Genomic DNA, 19301 nt, shown 5'->3' with positions numbered 1-19301 from the left:
TTCAGAAAAAGTTTCACAAAACTGTAAAACGACTTTTCCGAGCGAAGCGCGATTCGCGCCCCGTTTATTCGGAGGACAACTTCTGCAAAATCTGTTGCAGGGCTTCGTTCTCCGGAAACTTCTCATGATGTGCATTCCAAAGCTCGGCGGCGACATCTTTTTTGCCGAGCTTCCATTCGGTCTGAATCAAGTGTAATAGAACTTCGCCATCCATCTGAATCGACAACGCCTGCTTCAAATAGGCCTCGGCGGTTTCATAATCGCCTTGCTGATAGGCAAGCCAGCCCCGGCTGTCAAGCACATAAAAACGGTTTGGTGCCAGCGCCAAAGCCTTATCCAGCAATTGCTGGGCGCGATCCAAATCACGCCCCTGCTCCACAAAGAAGTAACCCAGCGCATTCAAGGCATCAACATCATTCGGGTTGATGGCCAGGGCTTTTTCCAAATTCTCTTCATAAGCATCGAACTGTTTGAGATCGTAATATAACATCGACTGCATCAAATAAAGATCGGCTCTCTGATCGTCAATATCGATGGCTTGTTGATATTCGTCAATCGCTTTCTGCTTTTCACCGGCAATGTTGTAGAAAATCGCTTTGCCGCGCAGGATCTTCACCTGATCTTCCGGCTGGTCGGACTGAATCGCTTCCAGATTCTCGATGGTGCGCTCCAGACCGATTTTGGAAAACTCAATCTCGGCGATGTGCAGCTTGGCATCCACCAAGTAATCGGAGGTGTTGATGCGCTTATAATACGAAATGGCGTCTTCAAGTTGTCCTTGTTCCTGTGCCGACAACCCAAGGTAATAGTTGGCCGTTGAACGATATTGCGGGATTCCTTGCAAATCCTTCAACAGAGTGTCCGCACCGGCATAATCATCACGCTCCAAACGCAACAAAGCCACCGACAATTTCGAGGTATAGGCTTTCGGTTCGTTTTCGACAATGCGCAGATAGCGTTTTTCCGCCTCATCAAAATACCCGGCCTTCACTTCCAAGCGCGCAAAGCGTTCCTGCATCAGCCAGTCATCGGTGTTTTCGTTAATATACGGCGACAGACGTTTCAAGCCCAGCAAGGCTTGATTGGATTTCAAATAGGCATTGGCCAACAAATGGTTGGACTCGCGATACAATTTTTCCGCCGTGAAGTCGTCCTCGTTCTGTTTCCAACGCTTTTTATAACGTTCGCTGGCGTCTTCCAGATTGGAAATCGCCACATCGTAGACCCGATAGCCTTCCGCCGCCGACCCCAAGCCGAACACCGCGGCCGGTTCATCCGGGTACAAGTCTTTCAAGCCGGATAGAAATTCCAGACCGTAGGTCGGTTGCGCTGCTTGGGTCACTCGAATCGCCGTTGCAATCAAGTCCTGCTCCAAGCTCACGTCCGATAAGGTGCGATAACGTTGCCAGAACTCCAGCGCCTCGCCCACTTTGCCTTCCCGCACCGAAATCAGATACGACGCCTTCCAGGCCATGACCTTGTCCGGCGAGACATCGCGCCACAGTTTCGCCGCTTCCTGAATGGCATTCAGGTCATAAGTTGCCATCGACAATTGAAAGACCCTTTCCGCCAGGCCTGGGTCACGGGTTTTCTTCGCCACCGGATACAAGACTCCGAAGGCGCTCGCCCGTTGCCCTTTCTGAACAAGCATTTCCCCTACCATGATCTTATACATGGTTTCCGGTTCCATCTCGGCGGACGGCACCTTAACCGGCGGGACTTCCGTCTCGGCCTCAGGTGTTTGGGCCGTCTCTTCCGTGGGTTGTTCAACCGGCGTACTCTCAGGCGTCGTCGCCTCTTCTTTCGGGAACTGACTGCAAGCTGTCAACTGGAAAACCCCAGCCAAACACACGCCCCACACCCAGCTTTTTCGTATTGTTTTATGAATCAAACTTGGCACCTGATCTCCGTTTGAAAAGAAAATTGAACCGCGTTTCTACGCATTGGAAGCTCTATTTATAACACAATCTCACCGTTTTAACGATGAAACGAGCCTGGCTTTTCGGCTTAATCGCGGAAAACGCTTTCAAAACTTGCAATTAGACCCATAATTTAGCAAAATTACGCCTCTTTGATTGCATTATTTTCCCTGTTGGCTAAATCGACTCCCTATGAAACTATTAGTCTTAGGCGTGAACCATGAAACGGCGCCTGTTGATATTCGTGAAAAAGTCTCTTTTTCACCCGACGAAGTGCAGGACGCACTGGCTGAGTTGAGAGCCGAGGGTCTTGCCAATGAAAGCGTGATTCTTTCGACCTGCAATCGCACCGAGATCTACACCACGTTAAAAGCCGACACGCCTCAATGCCTGCGCGACTGGTTACACAACTACTTCCAACTCGAGCCGCAAAGCATCGACGACTTCCTTTACGAATACGCCGACCTGGATGCCATCAAACACATGATGCGTGTTTCCAGCGGGCTGAATTCACTGGTTCTCGGCGAGCCGCAGATTCTCGGCCAAATCAAAGACGCCTATAATCTGGCGCACAAATCCGAAACCGTGCATCAGACACTCGACAGTCTGTTCCAGTATGTATTCAAAACCGCCAAACAAGTGCGCACCGACACCGCCATCGGTTCCAGCCCGGTCTCGGTTGCCTTTTCCGCGGTGGCACTGTCGAAACAATTCTTCGGCGACTTGTCGCAGCAAACCGCGTTATTGATCGGCGCCGGTGAAACCACCGAACTGGTGGCGCGCCACCTCAAGGAAAGCCGCATCGGCAAACTGATCATCGCCAACCGCACGCTTAGCAAAGCGCATCAGTTGACCGAAAGCCTAGGCGGTTACGCCATCAGCCTGTCGGAAATCACCGACCACTTGCATGAAGCCGACATGATCATCACCTCCACCGCCAGCCCGGAACCGATTTTGAAGAAGGACATGGTCGGTGCCGCCCTCAAACAGCGCCGCAACAAACCGATTTTCATGGTCGACATTGCCGTTCCACGCGACATCGAACCTTCCGTGGGCGACTTCAGCGACACCTATCTGTATACGGTCGACGACCTGCAAGAAATCATCGAAGAGAACAAACGTTCCCGTAAAGACGCCGCACTGGAAGCGGAAGAAATCGTCGAACTGCAAGCCGAAAGCTTCATGATGCAATATCAGGCCACCCAACAGGTCAGCCCGATTATCCAATCCTATCGCAACCATGCCCACGGTTTGAAAGACCAAGTCCTGTCCGAAGCCCTGCACCACTTGGAACACGGCGGCGACCCGAAAGAACTGATGACCAAATTGGCCAACCAATTGACCAACAAAATTCTGCACACGCCCACCAGCAACTTACACCAAGCCGGCCTGAACGGCCAAAAAGAAGTGGTGGACGCTGCGGCTCAAATCCTGTTGTCCGAACAATCCGACGATTCCAACTCCAGCACCCGCGCTTAGCGTCGCCCGCTCGATTCGACACCCCTTTCCAAATTGCAAACGAGACACTCGAACCCATGAAAGATTCCATACGCAGCAAACTCGAAAACCTGGTTGAACGCCTCGACGAAGTCAACCACCTGTTGTCCGACCCGGAAATCATCGGCAACCAGGATAAGTTCCGCCAGCTGACCAAAGAACATTCCCAACTCACTCCCGTGGTCGAAACCTTCAACCGGTTCATCGAAAACGATGCCGACTTGCAAGAAGCCAAAGACATGATCAAGTCCGGCGATCCCGACCTGAAAGAAATGGGACAGGAAGAACTGCCAGGCCTGGAGAAAACTCAGGAAACCCTGGAAACCGAACTGCAAAAAATGCTGCTGCCGAAGGACCCGAACGACGACGCCAATATCTTTTTGGAAATCCGAGCCGGCACCGGCGGTGACGAAGCGGCGATTTTCGCCGGCGACCTCTTCCGCATGTACAGCCGTTATGCCGAAAACATGCGCTGGCAAGTGGAAATCATCAATGCCCAGGAAGGCGAGCACGGCGGTTATAAGGAAATCATCGCCCGCATCATCGGCGACGGCGCCTATTCGCGCCTGAAGTTCGAGTCCGGCGCTCACCGCGTGCAACGGGTACCCGCGACCGAAACCCAGGGGCGCGTCCACACCTCCGCTGCCACCGTGGTCATCATGGCCGAAGCACCGGACGTGGAACAAATCGAACTGAACCCGGCCGACTTGAAAGTGGATACCTTCCGCGCCTCCGGCGCAGGTGGTCAGCACGTCAACAAAACCGACTCCGCCATCCGCATCACCCACTTGCCCACCGGCACGGTGGTGGAGTGCCAGGACGAACGCTCGCAACATAAAAACCGCGCCCGAGCCATGTCGTTACTGGCCGCGCGCATCATGGACGAACGTCAGCGCGCCCACGACAAGGAAATCGCCCAGGAACGTAAAAGCCTGGTCGGCAGCGGCGACCGTTCCGAGCGTATCCGCACCTACAACTACCCGCAAGGCCGAGTGACGGATCACCGCGTCAACCTCACGCTGTATAAACTGGACGAAGTCATGCAAGGCGGTTTGGAACAGGTCATCGACCCGCTGATTAATGAATATCAGGCGGAACAGCTCGCCGCGCTCAGCGACGACGCCTAACCGCGAAAAGGATTCGGAATGACGGCCCTGACCATTGCACAAGCCCTGTCAAACGCCAAACAAATGCTCAGCACCAGCGGTTCCGACTCCATCGACCTGGATGCGGAACTGCTGCTGGCGAATGCCATCGGCCGTAACCGCACCTATCTATACACCTGGCCGGAAGCGCTTCTGACCGAGACTCAAAGCCAACAATTTTTCGACGACGTGACCCAACGTCAAGCGGGCACGCCAGTCGCCCACATTCTGCAAACCCGCGAATTCTGGGGACTGCCTTTCAAAGTCACCGAAGCCACCTTAATTCCCCGCCCCGACACCGAGATACTGGTCGAAACCGCTTTGGAAAAATTAACGGCAGGGACCCCGGAAACCGACCAGGCCTGGTCGGTTTTGGATTTGGGCACCGGTTCCGGCGCAATCGCCTGCGCCCTGGCTTCCAGCGGCCCGAATTGTCGCGTCACCGCCGTTGACTTCAGCCCCCAGGCCTTGGCCGTCGCCAAAGAAAATGCTCAACGTCTCGACCTTGACATTCGTTTTTGCTCAGGCAGCTGGTTCGAACCTCTGGCCGGGGAACGCTTTGAACTAATCGTTTCCAACCCGCCTTACATTCGTGAGGACGACCCGCATCTTTCCCAAGGCGATGTGCGTTTCGAACCCTTGACGGCGCTCACCTCCGGGGAGACTGGACTGGACGACATCACCCAGATTCTGCAACAGGCGGGCCGGCACCTGAAGCCAAACGGCTGGCTCATGTTTGAACACGGTTACGACCAGGCCGATGCCGTACAGACCTTATTCCGCCAATATGGTTTTGAATCCATCGAAACCCGCCGCGACTACGGCGGTCAACCGCGCGTGACCTTCGGTCAATGGCCGAAAACAGCCGCCAACGAAACTTGTTAAAATAAACCGAAATCGAAACAGGAAGCACGACTATGACCTCCGATAAAACCGAACTCAACGATGCGGAATTGTCCCGCTACAGCCGTCAGATTTTGTTATCGGATGTCGATTATGACGGTCAACTGACCCTGACTCAATCGCATGCCGTCATTTTCGGCCTAGGCGGTTTAGGTTCGCCGGCGGCACTTTATTTGGCTTCAGCCGGCGTCGGAAAACTGACACTTGTGGATTTCGATCAAGTCGATGACTCCAACCTGCAACGTCAGGTGATTCATCGTGAAGCCAATATCGGCCAGGACAAGGTGGCGTCGGCCAAAACCAACCTTCAAGCGCTGAATCATCACATTGAAATTTCGACCGTTGCCACCAAACTCACGGAAGCCGAACTGGCCGATTTGGTCGCAATGGCGGACGTGGTGCTCGATTGCACCGACAATTTTGAAAGCCGTTTCGCCTTGAATCGTCAATGCCGGCGCCACGGCGTGCCGTTGGTATCCGGCGCGGCCATCCGCTGGGAGGGTCAACTCACCACCTACGATTTTCGCCAAGCGGAGACACCCTGTTATCAGTGTTTATATAAGGAAGAGCAAGGTCAGGAATTGACCTGCAGTCAGAACGGCGTTTTGGCACCCGTGGTGGGCATGGTGGGCTCCATGCAAGCCATTGAAGCAATTAAGGTACTGCTGACGTTGCCCACTTTAATGGGCAAACTGATGATTATGGACGCACACACCATGCAGTTCCGAACCCTTAATCTCCCTAAGGATCCGGACTGCAAAACCTGCCGCGATTAACCGCCATCACTGTCGATTACGTAAATCGAATGCCGGTTTATTGGTCGGCGTATCTTGTTTTTCCGCCTGCTTGTTCACCAGAATAATGACGCGACGATTCAAGGAACGGCCGTAAGGGGTTGAATTCGGCGCGACCGGATCGTTATCGGCTTTCCCTTCAATGGTAATCAAGGCCGGATCCACCCCCATATAGATGAAGGTCCTGGCAACCGTCGCCGCCCGAGCGGCAGAAAGTTCCCAGTTGGATGGGAATTGCAGGTTCTCAATCGGAATACTGTCGGTATAACCGGTAATGCTCAACTTCTGACCGCGACCCGCCAAGGTCTCCCCCAGCTTTTCCAATTGCTCGCGCGTTTTGTCATTGATGGTGGCACGCCCACTTTCAAAGAAGCTATCCGATCTCAAGGTGATTTTGGTGTATTCCGGCGTGTCTTCGACATCAATGTCTTTCGGGTCGACCTTGGACATCGCTTCTTCAATTTCCTGAGTACTGATTGGCGGTTTCAGGCTTTCGATCGGCGTCACACTCTGCATATTGGTTTCTTCGGCGGAAATATTTTCCCCGCCGGCCCCTTCGCCAATCAAAGCATCGACAAATGCCTTTCGTTTGCTTGGGTCGACAATCGACGTCAGCCACATCACCAAGAAGAAAACCATCAAGGTGGTCATCAAATCGGCCAGGGCGATTTCCCAGGCCCCGCCCTCTTCCGGACACTCTTCGTGACGTTTGCGTTTAGACATCGAACTTACCCTTCACGCGGCACTTCAAATTCCGGCGGCACACGCTGACGACCGATCTCCATCGCCATACTCGGTGAAACGCCATGGGCAAAGGCCGTCAAATACGAGGCCACGACAATGAAAATCGCCTTATCTTGGCGAATCATCACCTCGACCGAATGCGTAAACGGAGCAATCGCGGCAAACGCCACGAAAATCCCTGTCAGGGTACCGACCAACGCCGCCCCAATGGAGTTACCGATGGCGGCCACATCCATGTCGCCCCCCAACAGGTTCATCGTCAAAATCACCCCCATAACGGCGGCGATAATCCCGAAACCGGGCATCAAATTGGCAATTTTGCCGGTGGCTTTCGGCACTTCCATCATCGACTGCATAATGTCTTCGATTTGGTCGTGCAGGTAATTTTCAAAATTCAACGATTGCGGTGGATTCAACAGCAGATAACTGAAATTGTCGACCACAAATTTTTTCAATTCCTTGTGCTTCAGCACCAATGGATACTTGGCGAAAATCGAGCTGTTTTCCGGCGAAACCACATGATTTTCCAAAGCCAGCAGGCCTTGGGAACGCGCCAAACGCGACAGTTCGTCCAATAGGCCCAACACTTCAATATAGATTTTTTTATTGACGCGCCCACCACCAAAGTAGCGACCGATATAGGTAAACGTCTTCAACCAGACATACACCGGCGTAGAACCGAAAAAGACCCCCAAGCCCAAGCCGAGGATAATCACCAATTCCGCCGGGTGCCACAGCGAAATCAACGAGCCGCCCGCCATCAGGAAGCCCCCGATCATGCTACCCAGGATGACAAGTATTGAAAAAGGTTTTGAAATCATAATGGCTACTTTTTTGACAGTCTTAAATTAATCTAAACTCGTTTAAGCAACAAGGATACCAAAAACTGTCAAACTTATTCCGCTAAGCGAATCGCCGTTACCTTTTTCAGGGTGCGAGGCAGCGTCACGCCGCGCTTCGCACGATTTGAAAATGCTTCTTCAATCGCCGTCGGGCCGAACTCTTTCGCGTACTTACCGGCAACGATTTCAATTTTTTGACCGGACTGGAAGGCAAAAACCGCCTGTACCGACGTGCCTTTCGGCATTTGAATCAGTTTATTCCCTTTCCCTTTCGCCAATACCGGCAGCTCCGACATATCAAACACCAGCATTCGCGGTTCATCGGTCACCACCACGACCCAATCAGACTCCGATACTTTCGCCGGTTTCAACAACTCACTGCCCTTCGGCAAACTAATGGCCGCTTTACCGGCTTTGTTTTTCGAATAAAGGTTCTCCAACTCCGTGATGAAACCGTAACCGGACGAACTGGCCAAAATATACTGTTCCTTCGGCTGACCGAGCAATACCTGTTTGAAACTGGCACCGGCGGAAGGGTTCAAGCGCCCCGTCAAAGGTTCACCATGACTTCTGGCCGACGGCAAACTGTGCGCCGCTAAACTGTAAGCTCGGCCGGTACTGTCCATAAACACCGCCATTTGGCGGCTTTGGCCGCTGGCTTGCGAACAGAAGCTGTCCCCCGATTTATACCCTAAGGACTCACCTTCAATATCATGTCCTTTAGCAGCACGAACCCAACCGTTTTCCGACAACACCACGGTAATGGCCTCGGACGGCAGTAAATCCTGCTCGCTCATGGCTTGTGCCTGAGACGCTTCTTCCAGTGGTGAACGACGGTCGTCGCCATAGGTTTCAGCATCGGCCAACAGTTCTTTTTTGACCAACGTTTTCATGCGTGCCGCACTGCCAAGAGTTTTTTCGATTTTTTGGCGTTCGGCTTCCAGTTCTTCCTGCTCGCCGCGAATTTTCATTTCTTCCAAACGCGCCAAATGCCGTAATTTCAATTCCAGCACCGCTTCGGCCTGCAAATCGGTCAAACCGAAACGTTCCATCAACACCGGCTTGGGTTTGTCTTCTTCACGGATAATAGCGATGACTTCGTCGATGTTCAGGAAAGCCACCAACAGACCTTCCAGAATGTGCAAGCGGGCCAAGACCTTATCAAGACGATACTGCAAACGTCGGCGAACCGTTTCCGTCCGGAACACCAACCATTCCGACAACATGTCTTTCAAACTTTTGACCTGCGGACGGCCATTCAAACCGATGACATTCAAATTGACACGATAGCTTCTTTCCAAATCGGTCGTCGCGAACAAATGCAACATGGCCGCATCGACATCAATACGCTTGGAGCGCAACTCGATGACCAGACGAATCGGGTTTTCGTGGTCCGACTCGTCCCGTAAATCGACCACCATCGGCAGTTTTTTGGCACGCATCTGCGAAGCGATTTGTTCCAGCACTTTGGCGCCGGAAACCTGGAACGGCAAGGCATCGACGACGACATTCACGCCGTCTTCAACATAAAAATGCGCGCGCTGACGAATCGAGCCACTGCCGGTTTCATATAAGCGCAGTCGCTCCGCCTTCGGCGTGATGATCAACGCGCGGTTCGGATAATCCGGTCCCGGCAAGATCTCACATAAGGCCTCATGCGTGAGACTTTTATCTTCCAGCAAGGCCACACAGGCATTGACGACTTCACGCAGGTTATGCGGCGGGATGTCGGTCGCCATCCCCACGGCAATACCGGACGTCCCGTTCAACAACACATGCGGCACACGAGACGGCAGGACACTCGGCTCGTCCATACTCCCATCGAAGTTCGGAACCCAATCCACCGTGCCTTGCCCCGTCTCCTCCAGCAGCAACTGACTGAACTTCGACAATTTGGCTTCGGTATAACGCATGGCGGCAAAGGATTTCGGGTCGTCGACCGACCCCCAGTTCCCTTGACCGTCCACCAACGGGTAACGAAAGGAAAAATCTTGCGCCATCAGCACCATGGCTTCATAACAAGCGGAATCGCCATGCGGGTGGAATTTACCCAGCACGTCCCCGACCGTTCTCGCCGATTTTTTGTACTTGGCGGACGCTTTCAAACCCAATTCCGACATGGCGTAGATGATTCGTCGTTGCACCGGTTTCAAGCCGTCACCGATATGCGGCAAGGCTCTGTCCAGAATGACATACATGGCGTAATCCAAATACGCCTTTTCCGTAAACTGAGCAACCGACTGTTGCTCGATGCCTTCATAGTTAATCATCTGTTGGCTCATCCGTGCCTCTTTTATTGGTTTTATGGATTTGGGTTGAATTCATGCAGGGTGGGAAAGTGATGATTCACTCCTGAGACATTTTGCCGATGGCACAGGAAACATAGGATTTGGCTTTCGCACCCATCGCACCCACGCCTTCCATTGAGCCTTTTTCCGGGTAGCCCATACTCGATAACTTACCCTTGACGGCTTCCACGGGAGTGTCGTCTTCCGACTCGAAAGTGACCAGGCCTGCTTCAACCTCTACGGTTACCTGAGAAATACCATCCATTTCAGACAGCTTCGATTCGATTGAGTGCGCACAACCGCCGCACTTGATATTATCCACTTCCACGGAAAAAAGCATATTCGCTCCACATTTTAAGTTTTCCATTCAATAGAAGTTAATTTATCATAGTTAATATAACGATAAAACTAAAACCAACCCGAAACCCTGATGGAACGCTATGCTGTATACTGCTGAACAACGAAGAGCCGAACGTATTTCGACGGAAAGGCCTGTAAAATTGACCACCGAGTCCGGAAGCTCGGACGCAAAAATGTTGGACTTATCGATTTTGGGTGTCGGCATCCTGTCCAATGAAGAACTAAACGAAGGCGATAAGGTTTCCGTTCAGTTCCAGCTGCCGAGTATCGGGCGCTCTGAAATCAAACTGGAAGGCGTCACCGCTCACAGCACGCACATTCGTGGACAGCAATATTTAATCGGTGTCGAATTCACCGATATTTCAGATTACATGCAATCGGTGATTACGGAATACATCAATTATCACCACCGTTTGGATTAGGGAGATACAAACCAAATGCTATTTAATTCGCTGTCCGCTTCGGCGGACCGCAACGCCACCATCAAAGGGCATACGGTAACCGTTCAAGGGCGCTTAAAGGAGATTTCCATCAAAGGCGTGGCGGTTGAATCTTCCAAAAATGCCTCCGTCGGTACACGTTTGGAAGTCATTTTTGAACTGCCGGCATTGGAACGTTTCAACCAAATGACGCTATTCGGGCACGTACGCAGCAGCCACAATACTGCTAACGGCTATTTTTTAACGATTGAATTTGAAGAATTGGCCAAACGGGATTTCGACATTATCGAAGACTTCCTTGCCTACAAGGAACGCCTGAAAGAACTCGGGCGGCAACTGCACCGCAAAGCCAACAGCTAAACCTCAATCGGATTTCAAACGTTCTTTCATTCGCACCGGCTTGGCACCGGGCGACACATCGTCCTTTTGAAGCTTGCGCACCGCTTTTTGCAGTAACAGGTTATTAGGATAGGACACCATCTTGCCGTCATCGTCACGCAAAATGATTTGAAACAAATTGATCTCCACTATCTCACCGATAACGGTCGAAGCGCCATCGATAATTTCCATTTTATCGCCGATGCGCACCGGAAAGCTGAAGAAAATCAACACACCCGCGGTGATGTTACTCAAAATCGACCATTGCGCGACCAACGCGACCGCCAGCATCGCCAGAATCGACGAGGCCACTACCACCAAACCACGATAATCAATCCCCCAGGCCAGCAACAGCATTACCGCCGTCAGGATAATCAGCACCACCCGAAAATATTTATACACTTGTGCGTGGCGGGCGGGCGGCACGTTCTTTAAGTGCCCCAGCGACGTGATCACCCGTTTCAAAAACCAGTTCAGGACAAAGTAACTCAGCAGAATCAACCCCGTTAAAATCAACGGTGTTAATGAAATGGGAGAATAAGACAGTAAATCCGACATAAGCCCTACGACAACGAATCGATTACGAAAATTTTATTTTGGCGACTTCTGATGAAAAAGACAATCAGTTGTGCAAGATATTTTCCGCCACTTGGTTACGACCGTTGGTTTTGGCTTGATACAACACTTTATCCGCCAAGGAAATCATTTCTTCCATGGACGGAATTTCGTCACATTCCACCGCCACCAAACCGATGCTGACCGTAATTTGAATCTTAACGCCTTCTCCAATGTCCATTTCCGCCACTTCCACCGCTTGGCGGATCCGATTGGCGAATTCCATCGCACCTTTAGCGGGCTGGCTTTCCAGCAAAATCAAAAACTCTTCGCCACCGTAACGGCAAATCAAATCTTCCTTGCGACACTCATGTTCGAACAGCTCCGCCAAGCCCTTCAACACACGATCACCGGAATTATGCCCATAGGTATCGTTGATTTCCTTGAATAAATCGATGTCCAACATCAACATACACAAGGGTTCATGATTCCGCTTGGCCAAACTCCAGACTTTTTCGGCATGCTCGAAAAACGCTTTGCGATTCATCAGCCCCGTCAGGTAATCCTTGGTGGCTTCATTACGCAACTGTAGCAGCACAGCACCCAACTGCTCCATCAACTTCATTCGGTCCGTGATGTCGTGAATGATGCCAACAAACTTCAACTGCCCGTTCACGCTGAGCGGCGTCACCGTAATTTCAACCGAGATTTCCGAACCGTCTTTCTTCTGCGCCTTCAACTCCCGCCCCTTGAACAACACTTTTTTACGCATGGAAGCCGACTTCATATAGTCGGCATGGTGCTGTTTATGCTCGCCTTCCGGAATCAGAATCTCAATTCGCTGCCCCATCAACTCATGGGACTCATACCCGAACGTTTGCAGCGTGATTTCATTGAAGTTCTCGATAATACCGGTCGCATCCGTGATAATGCAGGCGTCGACCATACTGTCCAAGGTGCCCTCGTACAGATTTTCATAGCAGAGAATTTCTTTTTGCAGGGATTGCACTTTTTTGACCAGGCCTGCTTTACGCTTTAAGAACAACAGCAACAGCAAACTCAGCAATAACAGCACCGTCAAGGAAAGCGTTTGGTAAAAACGGACATTGTCGATCAAGGCCTGATTCTTATCAAAAGAGGCATTAAACAACTTCTGATTCACCTTTACCAGCTCGTCCAGCGCCTGTAATGCAGCTCGGTCACTGACCTTCACCAGACGATCGGTTTTCTTCGCCGACCAGTTTTCGCGCACCGCTTGTTCCAGAATCGGCAGCTTTTCCCAATACTCCTGAAACGTTTCTTCGATTTGGCGAATCAAGCGTTTTTCTTCCGGCGACGTCGCCATGTTTTGCAGTGCCGTCAGGTTTTGGGTAATCGCTTGATAATTATTGGAAAGGTGCTTGAGGGGAACCTCATCGTTTCTGAGAACGGTGTTTTTGAAGTGATGGATAAATCCGCCGTAACCCGACTCACGATAAAGGTCGAAATACAGCTTATCTTTGGCTTCGTACAGGCTGTACTCATCCGCCCATTCGGTTTGCAGCCACTTAATGCTGACAAAGCTGACCGCATTCATCGTGATGGTGAGCAAAATCACCAAAATCAGAATGATGCCATTCGACGAAAAGAGTGTTTCCAACTCTGCGAACAGACGATGAACGAGAGATGACTGGATAGGCGTTTTCACAGAATGCTTACCACCTTATTATTGTGTAAGCCCCATGATATTAAAAAGCTTTTCGAATGTAAAAATAATTTACCTGTCGAATACAGGGAAATTACACCACTTCCGCCAAATCACCCTTTTCTTCCAGCCACGCCTTACGGTCCGAGGAGCGTTTTTTGGCCAACAACTTATCCATGACCGACACGGAAGTCTCTGCATCCAGGCTCAACTGAATCAAACGACGTGTCTCCGGCATCATCGTGGTTTCCCGCAGCTGCTTCGGATTCATTTCGCCCAAGCCTTTGAAACGGGTCACCTGTACTTTGCCAGGGATTCTTTCCGATTCGACACGATCCAGAATGCCGATTTTTTCGGCTTCGTCCAACGCATAAAACACCTGCTTGCCGACATCCACCCGATACAACGGCGGCATGGCCACGTAGACATGGCCGTTTTCCACCAGTTTCGGGAAGTGTTTGACAAACAACGCACAAATCAAGGTCGCAATATGAGCCCCATCCGAGTCGGCATCCGCCAGAATACAAATTTTCCCATAACGCAGGCTGGTCAAATCTTCCGTCCCCGGGTCCACACCGATCGCGACACTGATGTCATGAATTTCCGCCGAGGCCAACACCTGCCCCGAATCGACCTCCCAGGTATTCAGAATCTTGCCACGCAACGGCATAATAGCCTGAAAATTCTTATCACGCGCCTGCTTGGCCGAGCCGCCAGCGGAATCCCCCTCCACCAAAAACAATTCGGTGCGGTTCAAGTCCGACTCGGTACAATCGGCCAATTTACCCGGGAGCGCAGGGCCGGAGGTAATTTTCTTACGGGTGATTTTCTTGGCTTTCTTATTGCGGTTATTGGCATTATTGATGACAATTTCGGCAATCTTTTCCGCCACATCGGTGTGCTGGTTCAGCCATAAACTCAAGCTGTCTTTCACCACGCCGGAAATAAACGGCACGCATTCACGCGACGACAAACGCTCTTTGGTCTGCCCGGCAAACTGCGGTTCGCGCACTTTGGCTGACAGTACAAACGCCACATTCTGCCAAACATCTTCCGGTGTCAATTTCACCCCGCGCGGTAGCAAATTTCGGAATTCGCAAAACTCGCGAATCGCATCCGTCGCACCGGCACGCAGTCCATTCACGTGCGTTCCGCCCTGCGGCGTGGGGATCAAGTTCACGTAACTTTCCAACAAGTTTTCGGACGGCTCCGCCAACCAGGTAATGGCCCAAGCGACCCCCTCATTCTCGTTATGCGACTCACCGACAAACCCTTCCAACGGCAGGCGTTCCACCCCATCCAGCGCTTGATTCAAGTAATCTCGCAAACCGTCGTCATATTGCCATTCGGTTTTTTCCTGACTCGGTTCATCGACGAAAGTCACTTTCAACCCCGGACTGAGAACCGCTTTGGCACGCAGTAAATGCTTCAATTTGGTCAAGGCATACTTCGGCGTGTCGAAAAACGCCGCGTCCGGCCAAAAACGCAAGGCGGTGCCGGTGTTTTTCTTACCGACCTTACCGATGACTTCCAGCGGTTCAACTAACTCGCCGTTTTCAAACGCAATCTGGTGCTGCTGACCACCGCGTTTAATTTGGATTTCCACCCGTTTCGACAGGGCGTTCACCACCGAAACCCCAACCCCGTGCAACCCGCCGGAAAATTGATAGGCCTTATTGGAAAATTTGCCGCCGGCATGCAGCTTGGTCAGAATCACTTCCACGCCCGGCACGCCCTCTTCGGGGTGAATATCCACCGGCATCCCCCGCCCGTTGTCTTCCACCATAATGGAACCGTCCGCGAAATGCGTCACCGTGATTTCCGAAGCATGGCCGGCCAAAGCCTCGTCCACACTATTATCGATTACCTCCTGCGCCAAGTGGTTGGGGCGCGTGGTGTCGGTATACATCCCCGGTCGTTTCCGGACCGGATCCAGACCTGTTAAAACCTCGATTTCGGACGCATTGTAATTTTCGCTCACGTAAGGGAACTCCTAAGTGGTAAGTCATGTGGTAAGTATTTTTCAGTTGAGTTATATTAACCCTAATATTCTATGGATTCAAACGAGAACCGAACCAATGCCCAATCGAGACTATCACGACGAACGCCGTCAATATGAGTTTGCCACACTCAACCACGCCGATTTGCATCTCGACCCTTTCCAACAGTTTTCCGAGTGGATGGATTTCGCCTACGAACGCATGGCGCAAGACCCCACCGCCATGAGCCTGTCTACAGTGGATAAAACCGGCCAGCCGCATAGCCGCATCGTACTATTGAAAGCCTTTGGGAAAGACGGTTTGGTTTTTTACACTCATTATGAAAGCGACAAAGGCCAGCAAATCGCCGACAATCCGAAAGGCGCGCTGTTGTTTTTCTGGCCGGAACTCGATCGCCAGGTACGCATTGAAGGCTGCATGGAAAAAATTCCCCGTGAGGCGTCGGAAGCCTATTTCAAATCCCGCCCGCGAGACAGTCAACTGGCCGCGCTGATTTCGCAGCAGAGTACCGAAGTGCCGGGCCGCAAAACGTTGGAACAGAACATGGAAATCGCGGCCGAAGAACATTTAGGCGAAATTCCCTGCCCCGAGCACTGGGGCGGCTATCGTCTGACACCGACCTATTTCGAATTCTGGCAAGGCCGCCCAAGCCGTTTGCATGACCGTTTTCGTTTCGCGCACTCCGACGAAAACGACCAGGCCTGGCACATTGCCCGCTTATCACCTTAGCCGGTGCGATTCAGGCTGTTCAACTCATTCGCTTAACCCGTTTTAAACCAGAGAAGCTCAATGCCGCAGCAGAACATCCAACTCGACCCATCTTGGCTGGCCGTGGTCGGTCAGGAATTCGACCAACCCTATATGCAAGAGTTAAAGGCGTTTTTGACCGCCGAAAAAGCCCAAGGAAAACGCATTCTTCCAAAAGGCAGTCAGTGGTTCAACGCCTTGAACAGCACGCCGTTTGACAAAGTCAAAGTCGTGATTCTCGGACAAGACCCTTACCCGACCATCGGCCACGCCCACGGTTTAAGTTTTTCGGTCTTGCCAGACGTCCAGCCCTTGCCAAAATCGCTGCTGAACATTAATAAAGAGTTGCAAGACGACCTCAATGTCGACAACCAGCATTGCGGCTATTTACAACCCTGGGCCGACCAGGGCGTCTTATTGCTGAATGCCGTCCTCACCGTGGAAGCCGGCCAACCCAATGCTCACCAAAATCGCGGCTGGGAGCAGTTTACCGATGCCATCATTCATGCTCTGGCGACGCAACGCGAACATTTGGTGTTTATCTTGTGGGGCGCTTACGCGCAAAAGAAAGGACGCTTCATCGACCCACAACGCCATTTGATTTTAAAAAGCCCGCATCCGTCACCTTTGTCGGCGTATCGCGGCTTTTTCGGCAGTCGGCCTTTTTCCCGTGCCAACCACTATTTAACGCAACACCGGCAAGCCCCGATTGATTGGCAACTGCCACCAAAGGCATAAGCCTTCGCCGGCCTCATTCGTCCGTCCAATCATCCTTTTCAAAATTGGCGGCCACCAAAATCTGTACTCGACGATTCATGGCCTTGCCTGCCGGCGTGTCATTGGAAGCAATCGGGCGAAACTCTCCATAACCGGCGATGCCGAACAACCTCGGTGACAAATCACTGTTTTCGTACAGCAAACGCATCACATTCTGCGCCCGCATGGTGCTCAAAAACCAATTATTGCGCAAGGCCGAATTTGGATCGATCTTATCGTTATCGGAATGCCCTTCCACTGAAATTTCGGCCCGCCATTTCATGTGATCCGCCTCGGCGTACTCCACCACCTTTTTCGGCATATCCGCGAGACTGAGTTTAAAAAGCGGCAAACCGCCCAACGCCTGGCCTAAACGGGTCAGTTCATCTTTCAAAGACTCGGAAGGCTCAAAACCACCTTTCACATAAGCGCCGTTCTGATCGATATTGATCAAGATGCCGTTGGTTTTACGCGCTAGGGTAATGCCTTGTGCACCGGCCATCTGTTCCTTCAAGTCGGCATAAGCCAAATCCAACTGCATCTCGGTCCATTTTTGCACCCGCGTGATTTCGCCTTTATTCAGGACAATCATCATAATGAAGAAGGTGATTAACAAGGTAATCACATCCCCGAACGAAAACAGCCAGGAGCTGCGAGCTTTCAACGCCTGCGCACTCATGGTCCCTCCTCAACCGGAACCAATTGCGGCACCAGATAGATTTCCACCCGCCGGTTTGCCGGCTCCAACGGGTTGTTCGTCACTGGCCGAAAACTGCCGTAACCGGCGATGGCGAAAAAATGGTCGGGCAGGCCGGTATACAGCTTCAACAAACTCATAATGGCATAGGCCCGAAACGTGCTCAGCTCAAAGTTACTGCGATACAAAGCAGTTTTCGCCAAGGGGCTGGCATCGGTATGCCCCTCTACTCGAATAGTGACTTGGAATTTTTCATCCGGTCGTAAAATACTATTGACCAGTTTTTGATGACGTTGCCCATAGGTGGGTAAATCCAACTCATCCAAAAACAACACAAAACGATTAATGTAAGGGAGGTAACGCGGATTCACTCTGGCCCGTGCGGGCGCGAACAGGTCTTGCTTGGCCAAATCCGATTCGTCCAGGGTAAAGCGAACCCCTTTCGATAGGGTGTTTTCAACGTGCAGCCATTCCAGACCCAATTGTTTTTTCAAATGCACGGAATCCTGATAGAGATTATTGACCAGGCGTTGATAATCACGTTTGGGCTTGGAACCTTCCAATTCCACCATGGTAATAATCAACACAAAAAACGCCAGCAGAGAGGTAAACAGAGCGATGAACACAATCTGCCAGGCCTGGTTGCGTTTCATACGCTGAGTCGCGCGCACTTCCTCCGCTTGAACGATGGCTTCCGATTTCATGACCCGCCTCCGTTACCTGAGCGTCAATTCCAACCGCTCTTTGTTTTTCTCATTCACGAACGCGGTCAGACTTTCACGTAACAGCAGCGGTGGCTGTTCGTTTTTCAACCCCAACACACCGTACATCAGAATTTCGTTTTTCAGTGCTTCCGCGTCTGACAACACCTTCAGCTTACCGGCAATCGGAATAAACACAAAATTGGCGAACAAGACACCGTAGAAGGTTGTCACCAGCGCCAAGCCCATGCCTTGCAACAAGTTATTCAACATGTCGTCCGACTGCCCGGGCGTATAGGTGCCGGCATCGCCGCCCACTTGCGAGGTCATCATCATAATCAGCCCCATCACCGTTCCCATCATCCCGAAGGCGGGCGCGTAAGACGCCATATTGTTGAACACATCCTGACAATTGAGGTGTCGCAGTCGCATGGCGTTCAAATGGTTTTCCAAACTGGTGGCGAGGTGTTCTTTATCCCGATAGACCATCATTTCCGACAGCGCAAAACGCAGAAACGAATCCGAGATCAATTCAATTTCCTTTTCCAGCGCCAACACGCCTTTGCTTTGCGCAATGTGACTGAGGTAAACGATTTGTTCGATGGCTTCGTTTTCCGACTCCGGTTCGGATGCGAACACCTTGCCGATACCTCGGAAGAAGCAGCCCATTTGAGAGAGGGGATAGTTTATGAGCGTAGCAGCAAAGGTGCCGCCCAGAACGACCAACAACCCTTGGAAATTGAAGAAAGCAGACAGCAACTGGCCTTTTTCAAAATCGACCATGCTCAGAAGTACGATCAGACTTCCGAAAAAGACGCCAATAAAGGTTGCCAGTTTACTCATTTATCGTT

Annotated in this window: 19 protein-coding genes; 8 read left to right on the top strand and 11 right to left on the bottom strand. The window is 51.6% G+C overall.

Translation table 11 applies throughout. The features are described from left to right. Positions 1 to 64: 64 nt before the first annotated feature. The gene (locus tag EPV75_RS02370) at positions 65 to 1900 is read right to left on the bottom strand and encodes a tetratricopeptide repeat protein (RefSeq protein ID WP_128384322.1); all 1836 of its coding nucleotides are present in this window, start codon (positions 1898 to 1900) and stop codon (positions 65 to 67) included. A 211-nt stretch (positions 1901 to 2111) separates the two neighbouring features. Between EPV75_RS02370 and hemA the strand changes: the two genes are divergently transcribed. The 4 genes from hemA to EPV75_RS02350 are packed head-to-tail and all read left to right on the top strand — an operon-like array spanning position 2112 to position 6240. Beyond that, positions 2112 to 3398: a glutamyl-tRNA reductase gene (gene hemA, locus EPV75_RS02365; protein ID WP_128384321.1), complete on the top strand. Its 1287-nt coding sequence runs from the start codon at positions 2112 to 2114 to the stop codon at positions 3396 to 3398. A 56-nt stretch (positions 3399 to 3454) separates the two neighbouring features. Continuing rightward, a complete protein-coding gene (prfA, locus tag EPV75_RS02360) occupies positions 3455 to 4543 on the top strand; it encodes a peptide chain release factor 1 (protein WP_029939641.1) in 1089 nt (362 codons plus the stop codon). 18 nt (positions 4544 to 4561) lie between these two features. Next, positions 4562 to 5446 (top strand): peptide chain release factor N(5)-glutamine methyltransferase, encoded by an 885-nt coding sequence (gene prmC / locus EPV75_RS02355; protein WP_128384320.1) that lies wholly within the window; start codon positions 4562 to 4564, stop codon positions 5444 to 5446. A 32-nt stretch (positions 5447 to 5478) separates the two neighbouring features. After that, on the top strand, positions 5479 to 6240 hold the full coding sequence (locus EPV75_RS02350; protein WP_128384319.1) for a HesA/MoeB/ThiF family protein: 762 nt from the start codon (positions 5479 to 5481) through the stop codon (positions 6238 to 6240). Between the two features lie 6 nt (positions 6241 to 6246). On the opposite strand, the gene EPV75_RS02345 is transcribed toward EPV75_RS02350, so the two are convergent. The 4 genes from EPV75_RS02345 to EPV75_RS02330 form a co-directional block, all read right to left on the bottom strand. Beyond that, positions 6247 to 6981 carry an OmpA/MotB family protein gene (locus EPV75_RS02345; protein WP_029939638.1) on the bottom strand — a complete coding sequence of 245 codons (735 nt, stop codon included), beginning with the start codon at positions 6979 to 6981 and terminating at the stop codon, positions 6247 to 6249. Positions 6982 to 6986: 5 nt separating this feature from the next. Further along, positions 6987 to 7823, bottom strand: a complete 837-nt coding sequence (locus EPV75_RS02340) for a motility-associated protein (protein WP_029939637.1) — start codon at positions 7821 to 7823, stop codon at positions 6987 to 6989. Between the two features lie 74 nt (positions 7824 to 7897). Beyond that, positions 7898 to 10126: a DNA topoisomerase IV subunit A gene (parC, locus tag EPV75_RS02335; protein WP_128384318.1), complete on the bottom strand. Its 2229-nt coding sequence runs from the start codon at positions 10124 to 10126 to the stop codon at positions 7898 to 7900. Positions 10127 to 10190: 64 nt separating this feature from the next. Next, positions 10191 to 10472 carry a heavy-metal-associated domain-containing protein gene (locus EPV75_RS02330; protein ID WP_029939635.1) on the bottom strand — a complete coding sequence of 94 codons (282 nt, stop codon included), beginning with the start codon at positions 10470 to 10472 and terminating at the stop codon, positions 10191 to 10193. 100 nt (positions 10473 to 10572) lie between these two features. Between EPV75_RS02330 and EPV75_RS02325 the strand changes: the two genes are divergently transcribed. After that, a complete protein-coding gene (locus EPV75_RS02325; RefSeq protein WP_081836885.1) occupies positions 10573 to 10914 on the top strand; it encodes a PilZ domain-containing protein in 342 nt (113 codons plus the stop codon). A gap of 15 nt (positions 10915 to 10929) precedes the next feature. Further along, positions 10930 to 11292, top strand: a complete 363-nt coding sequence (locus EPV75_RS02320; protein WP_029939633.1) for a PilZ domain-containing protein — start codon at positions 10930 to 10932, stop codon at positions 11290 to 11292. A gap of 3 nt (positions 11293 to 11295) precedes the next feature. Here EPV75_RS02320 and EPV75_RS02315 read toward each other — a convergent pair whose 3' ends face one another. The 3 genes from EPV75_RS02315 to parE form a co-directional block, all read right to left on the bottom strand. Beyond that, the gene (locus EPV75_RS02315) at positions 11296 to 11868 is read right to left on the bottom strand and encodes a mechanosensitive ion channel family protein (protein ID WP_029939632.1); all 573 of its coding nucleotides are present in this window, start codon (positions 11866 to 11868) and stop codon (positions 11296 to 11298) included. A 64-nt stretch (positions 11869 to 11932) separates the two neighbouring features. After that, positions 11933 to 13552 carry a sensor domain-containing diguanylate cyclase gene (locus tag EPV75_RS02310; protein ID WP_128384317.1) on the bottom strand — a complete coding sequence of 540 codons (1620 nt, stop codon included), beginning with the start codon at positions 13550 to 13552 and terminating at the stop codon, positions 11933 to 11935. 91 nt (positions 13553 to 13643) lie between these two features. After that, on the bottom strand, positions 13644 to 15530 hold the full coding sequence (gene parE, locus EPV75_RS02305; RefSeq protein ID WP_128384316.1) for a DNA topoisomerase IV subunit B: 1887 nt from the start codon (positions 15528 to 15530) through the stop codon (positions 13644 to 13646). A 97-nt stretch (positions 15531 to 15627) separates the two neighbouring features. On the opposite strand from parE, the gene pdxH reads away from it, so the two are divergent. Both pdxH and ung read left to right on the top strand, forming a co-directional pair. Next, complete coding sequence (gene pdxH / locus EPV75_RS02300; protein ID WP_128384315.1) at positions 15628 to 16278, top strand: pyridoxamine 5'-phosphate oxidase; 651 nt, start codon at positions 15628 to 15630, stop codon at positions 16276 to 16278. A 60-nt stretch (positions 16279 to 16338) separates the two neighbouring features. Beyond that, positions 16339 to 17034 (top strand): uracil-DNA glycosylase, encoded by a 696-nt coding sequence (gene ung, locus EPV75_RS02295; RefSeq protein ID WP_128384314.1) that lies wholly within the window; start codon positions 16339 to 16341, stop codon positions 17032 to 17034. Between the two features lie 13 nt (positions 17035 to 17047). On the opposite strand, the gene EPV75_RS02290 is transcribed toward ung, so the two are convergent. Genes EPV75_RS02290 through EPV75_RS02280 form a run of 3 tightly spaced genes read right to left on the bottom strand, consistent with a single transcriptional unit; the run spans position 17048 to position 19293 of the window. Further along, positions 17048 to 17731 carry an OmpA/MotB family protein gene (locus EPV75_RS02290; protein ID WP_128385609.1) on the bottom strand — a complete coding sequence of 228 codons (684 nt, stop codon included), beginning with the start codon at positions 17729 to 17731 and terminating at the stop codon, positions 17048 to 17050. Beyond that, positions 17728 to 18453 (bottom strand): OmpA/MotB family protein, encoded by a 726-nt coding sequence (locus EPV75_RS02285; protein ID WP_029939626.1) that lies wholly within the window; start codon positions 18451 to 18453, stop codon positions 17728 to 17730. Before EPV75_RS02285 ends, EPV75_RS02290 begins: the two co-directional genes overlap by 4 nt. Positions 18454 to 18465: 12 nt before the next feature. Further along, on the bottom strand, positions 18466 to 19293 hold the full coding sequence (locus EPV75_RS02280) for a motility protein A (protein ID WP_029939625.1): 828 nt from the start codon (positions 19291 to 19293) through the stop codon (positions 18466 to 18468). Between the last annotated feature and the right edge of the window lie 8 nt (positions 19294 to 19301).

The sequence above is a fragment of the Hydrogenovibrio thermophilus genome (genome assembly GCF_004028275.1).
Taxonomy (GTDB): Bacteria; Pseudomonadota; Gammaproteobacteria; order Thiomicrospirales; family Thiomicrospiraceae; genus Hydrogenovibrio; species Hydrogenovibrio thermophilus.
This window is presented reverse-complemented; position numbering and strand designations above follow the sequence as displayed.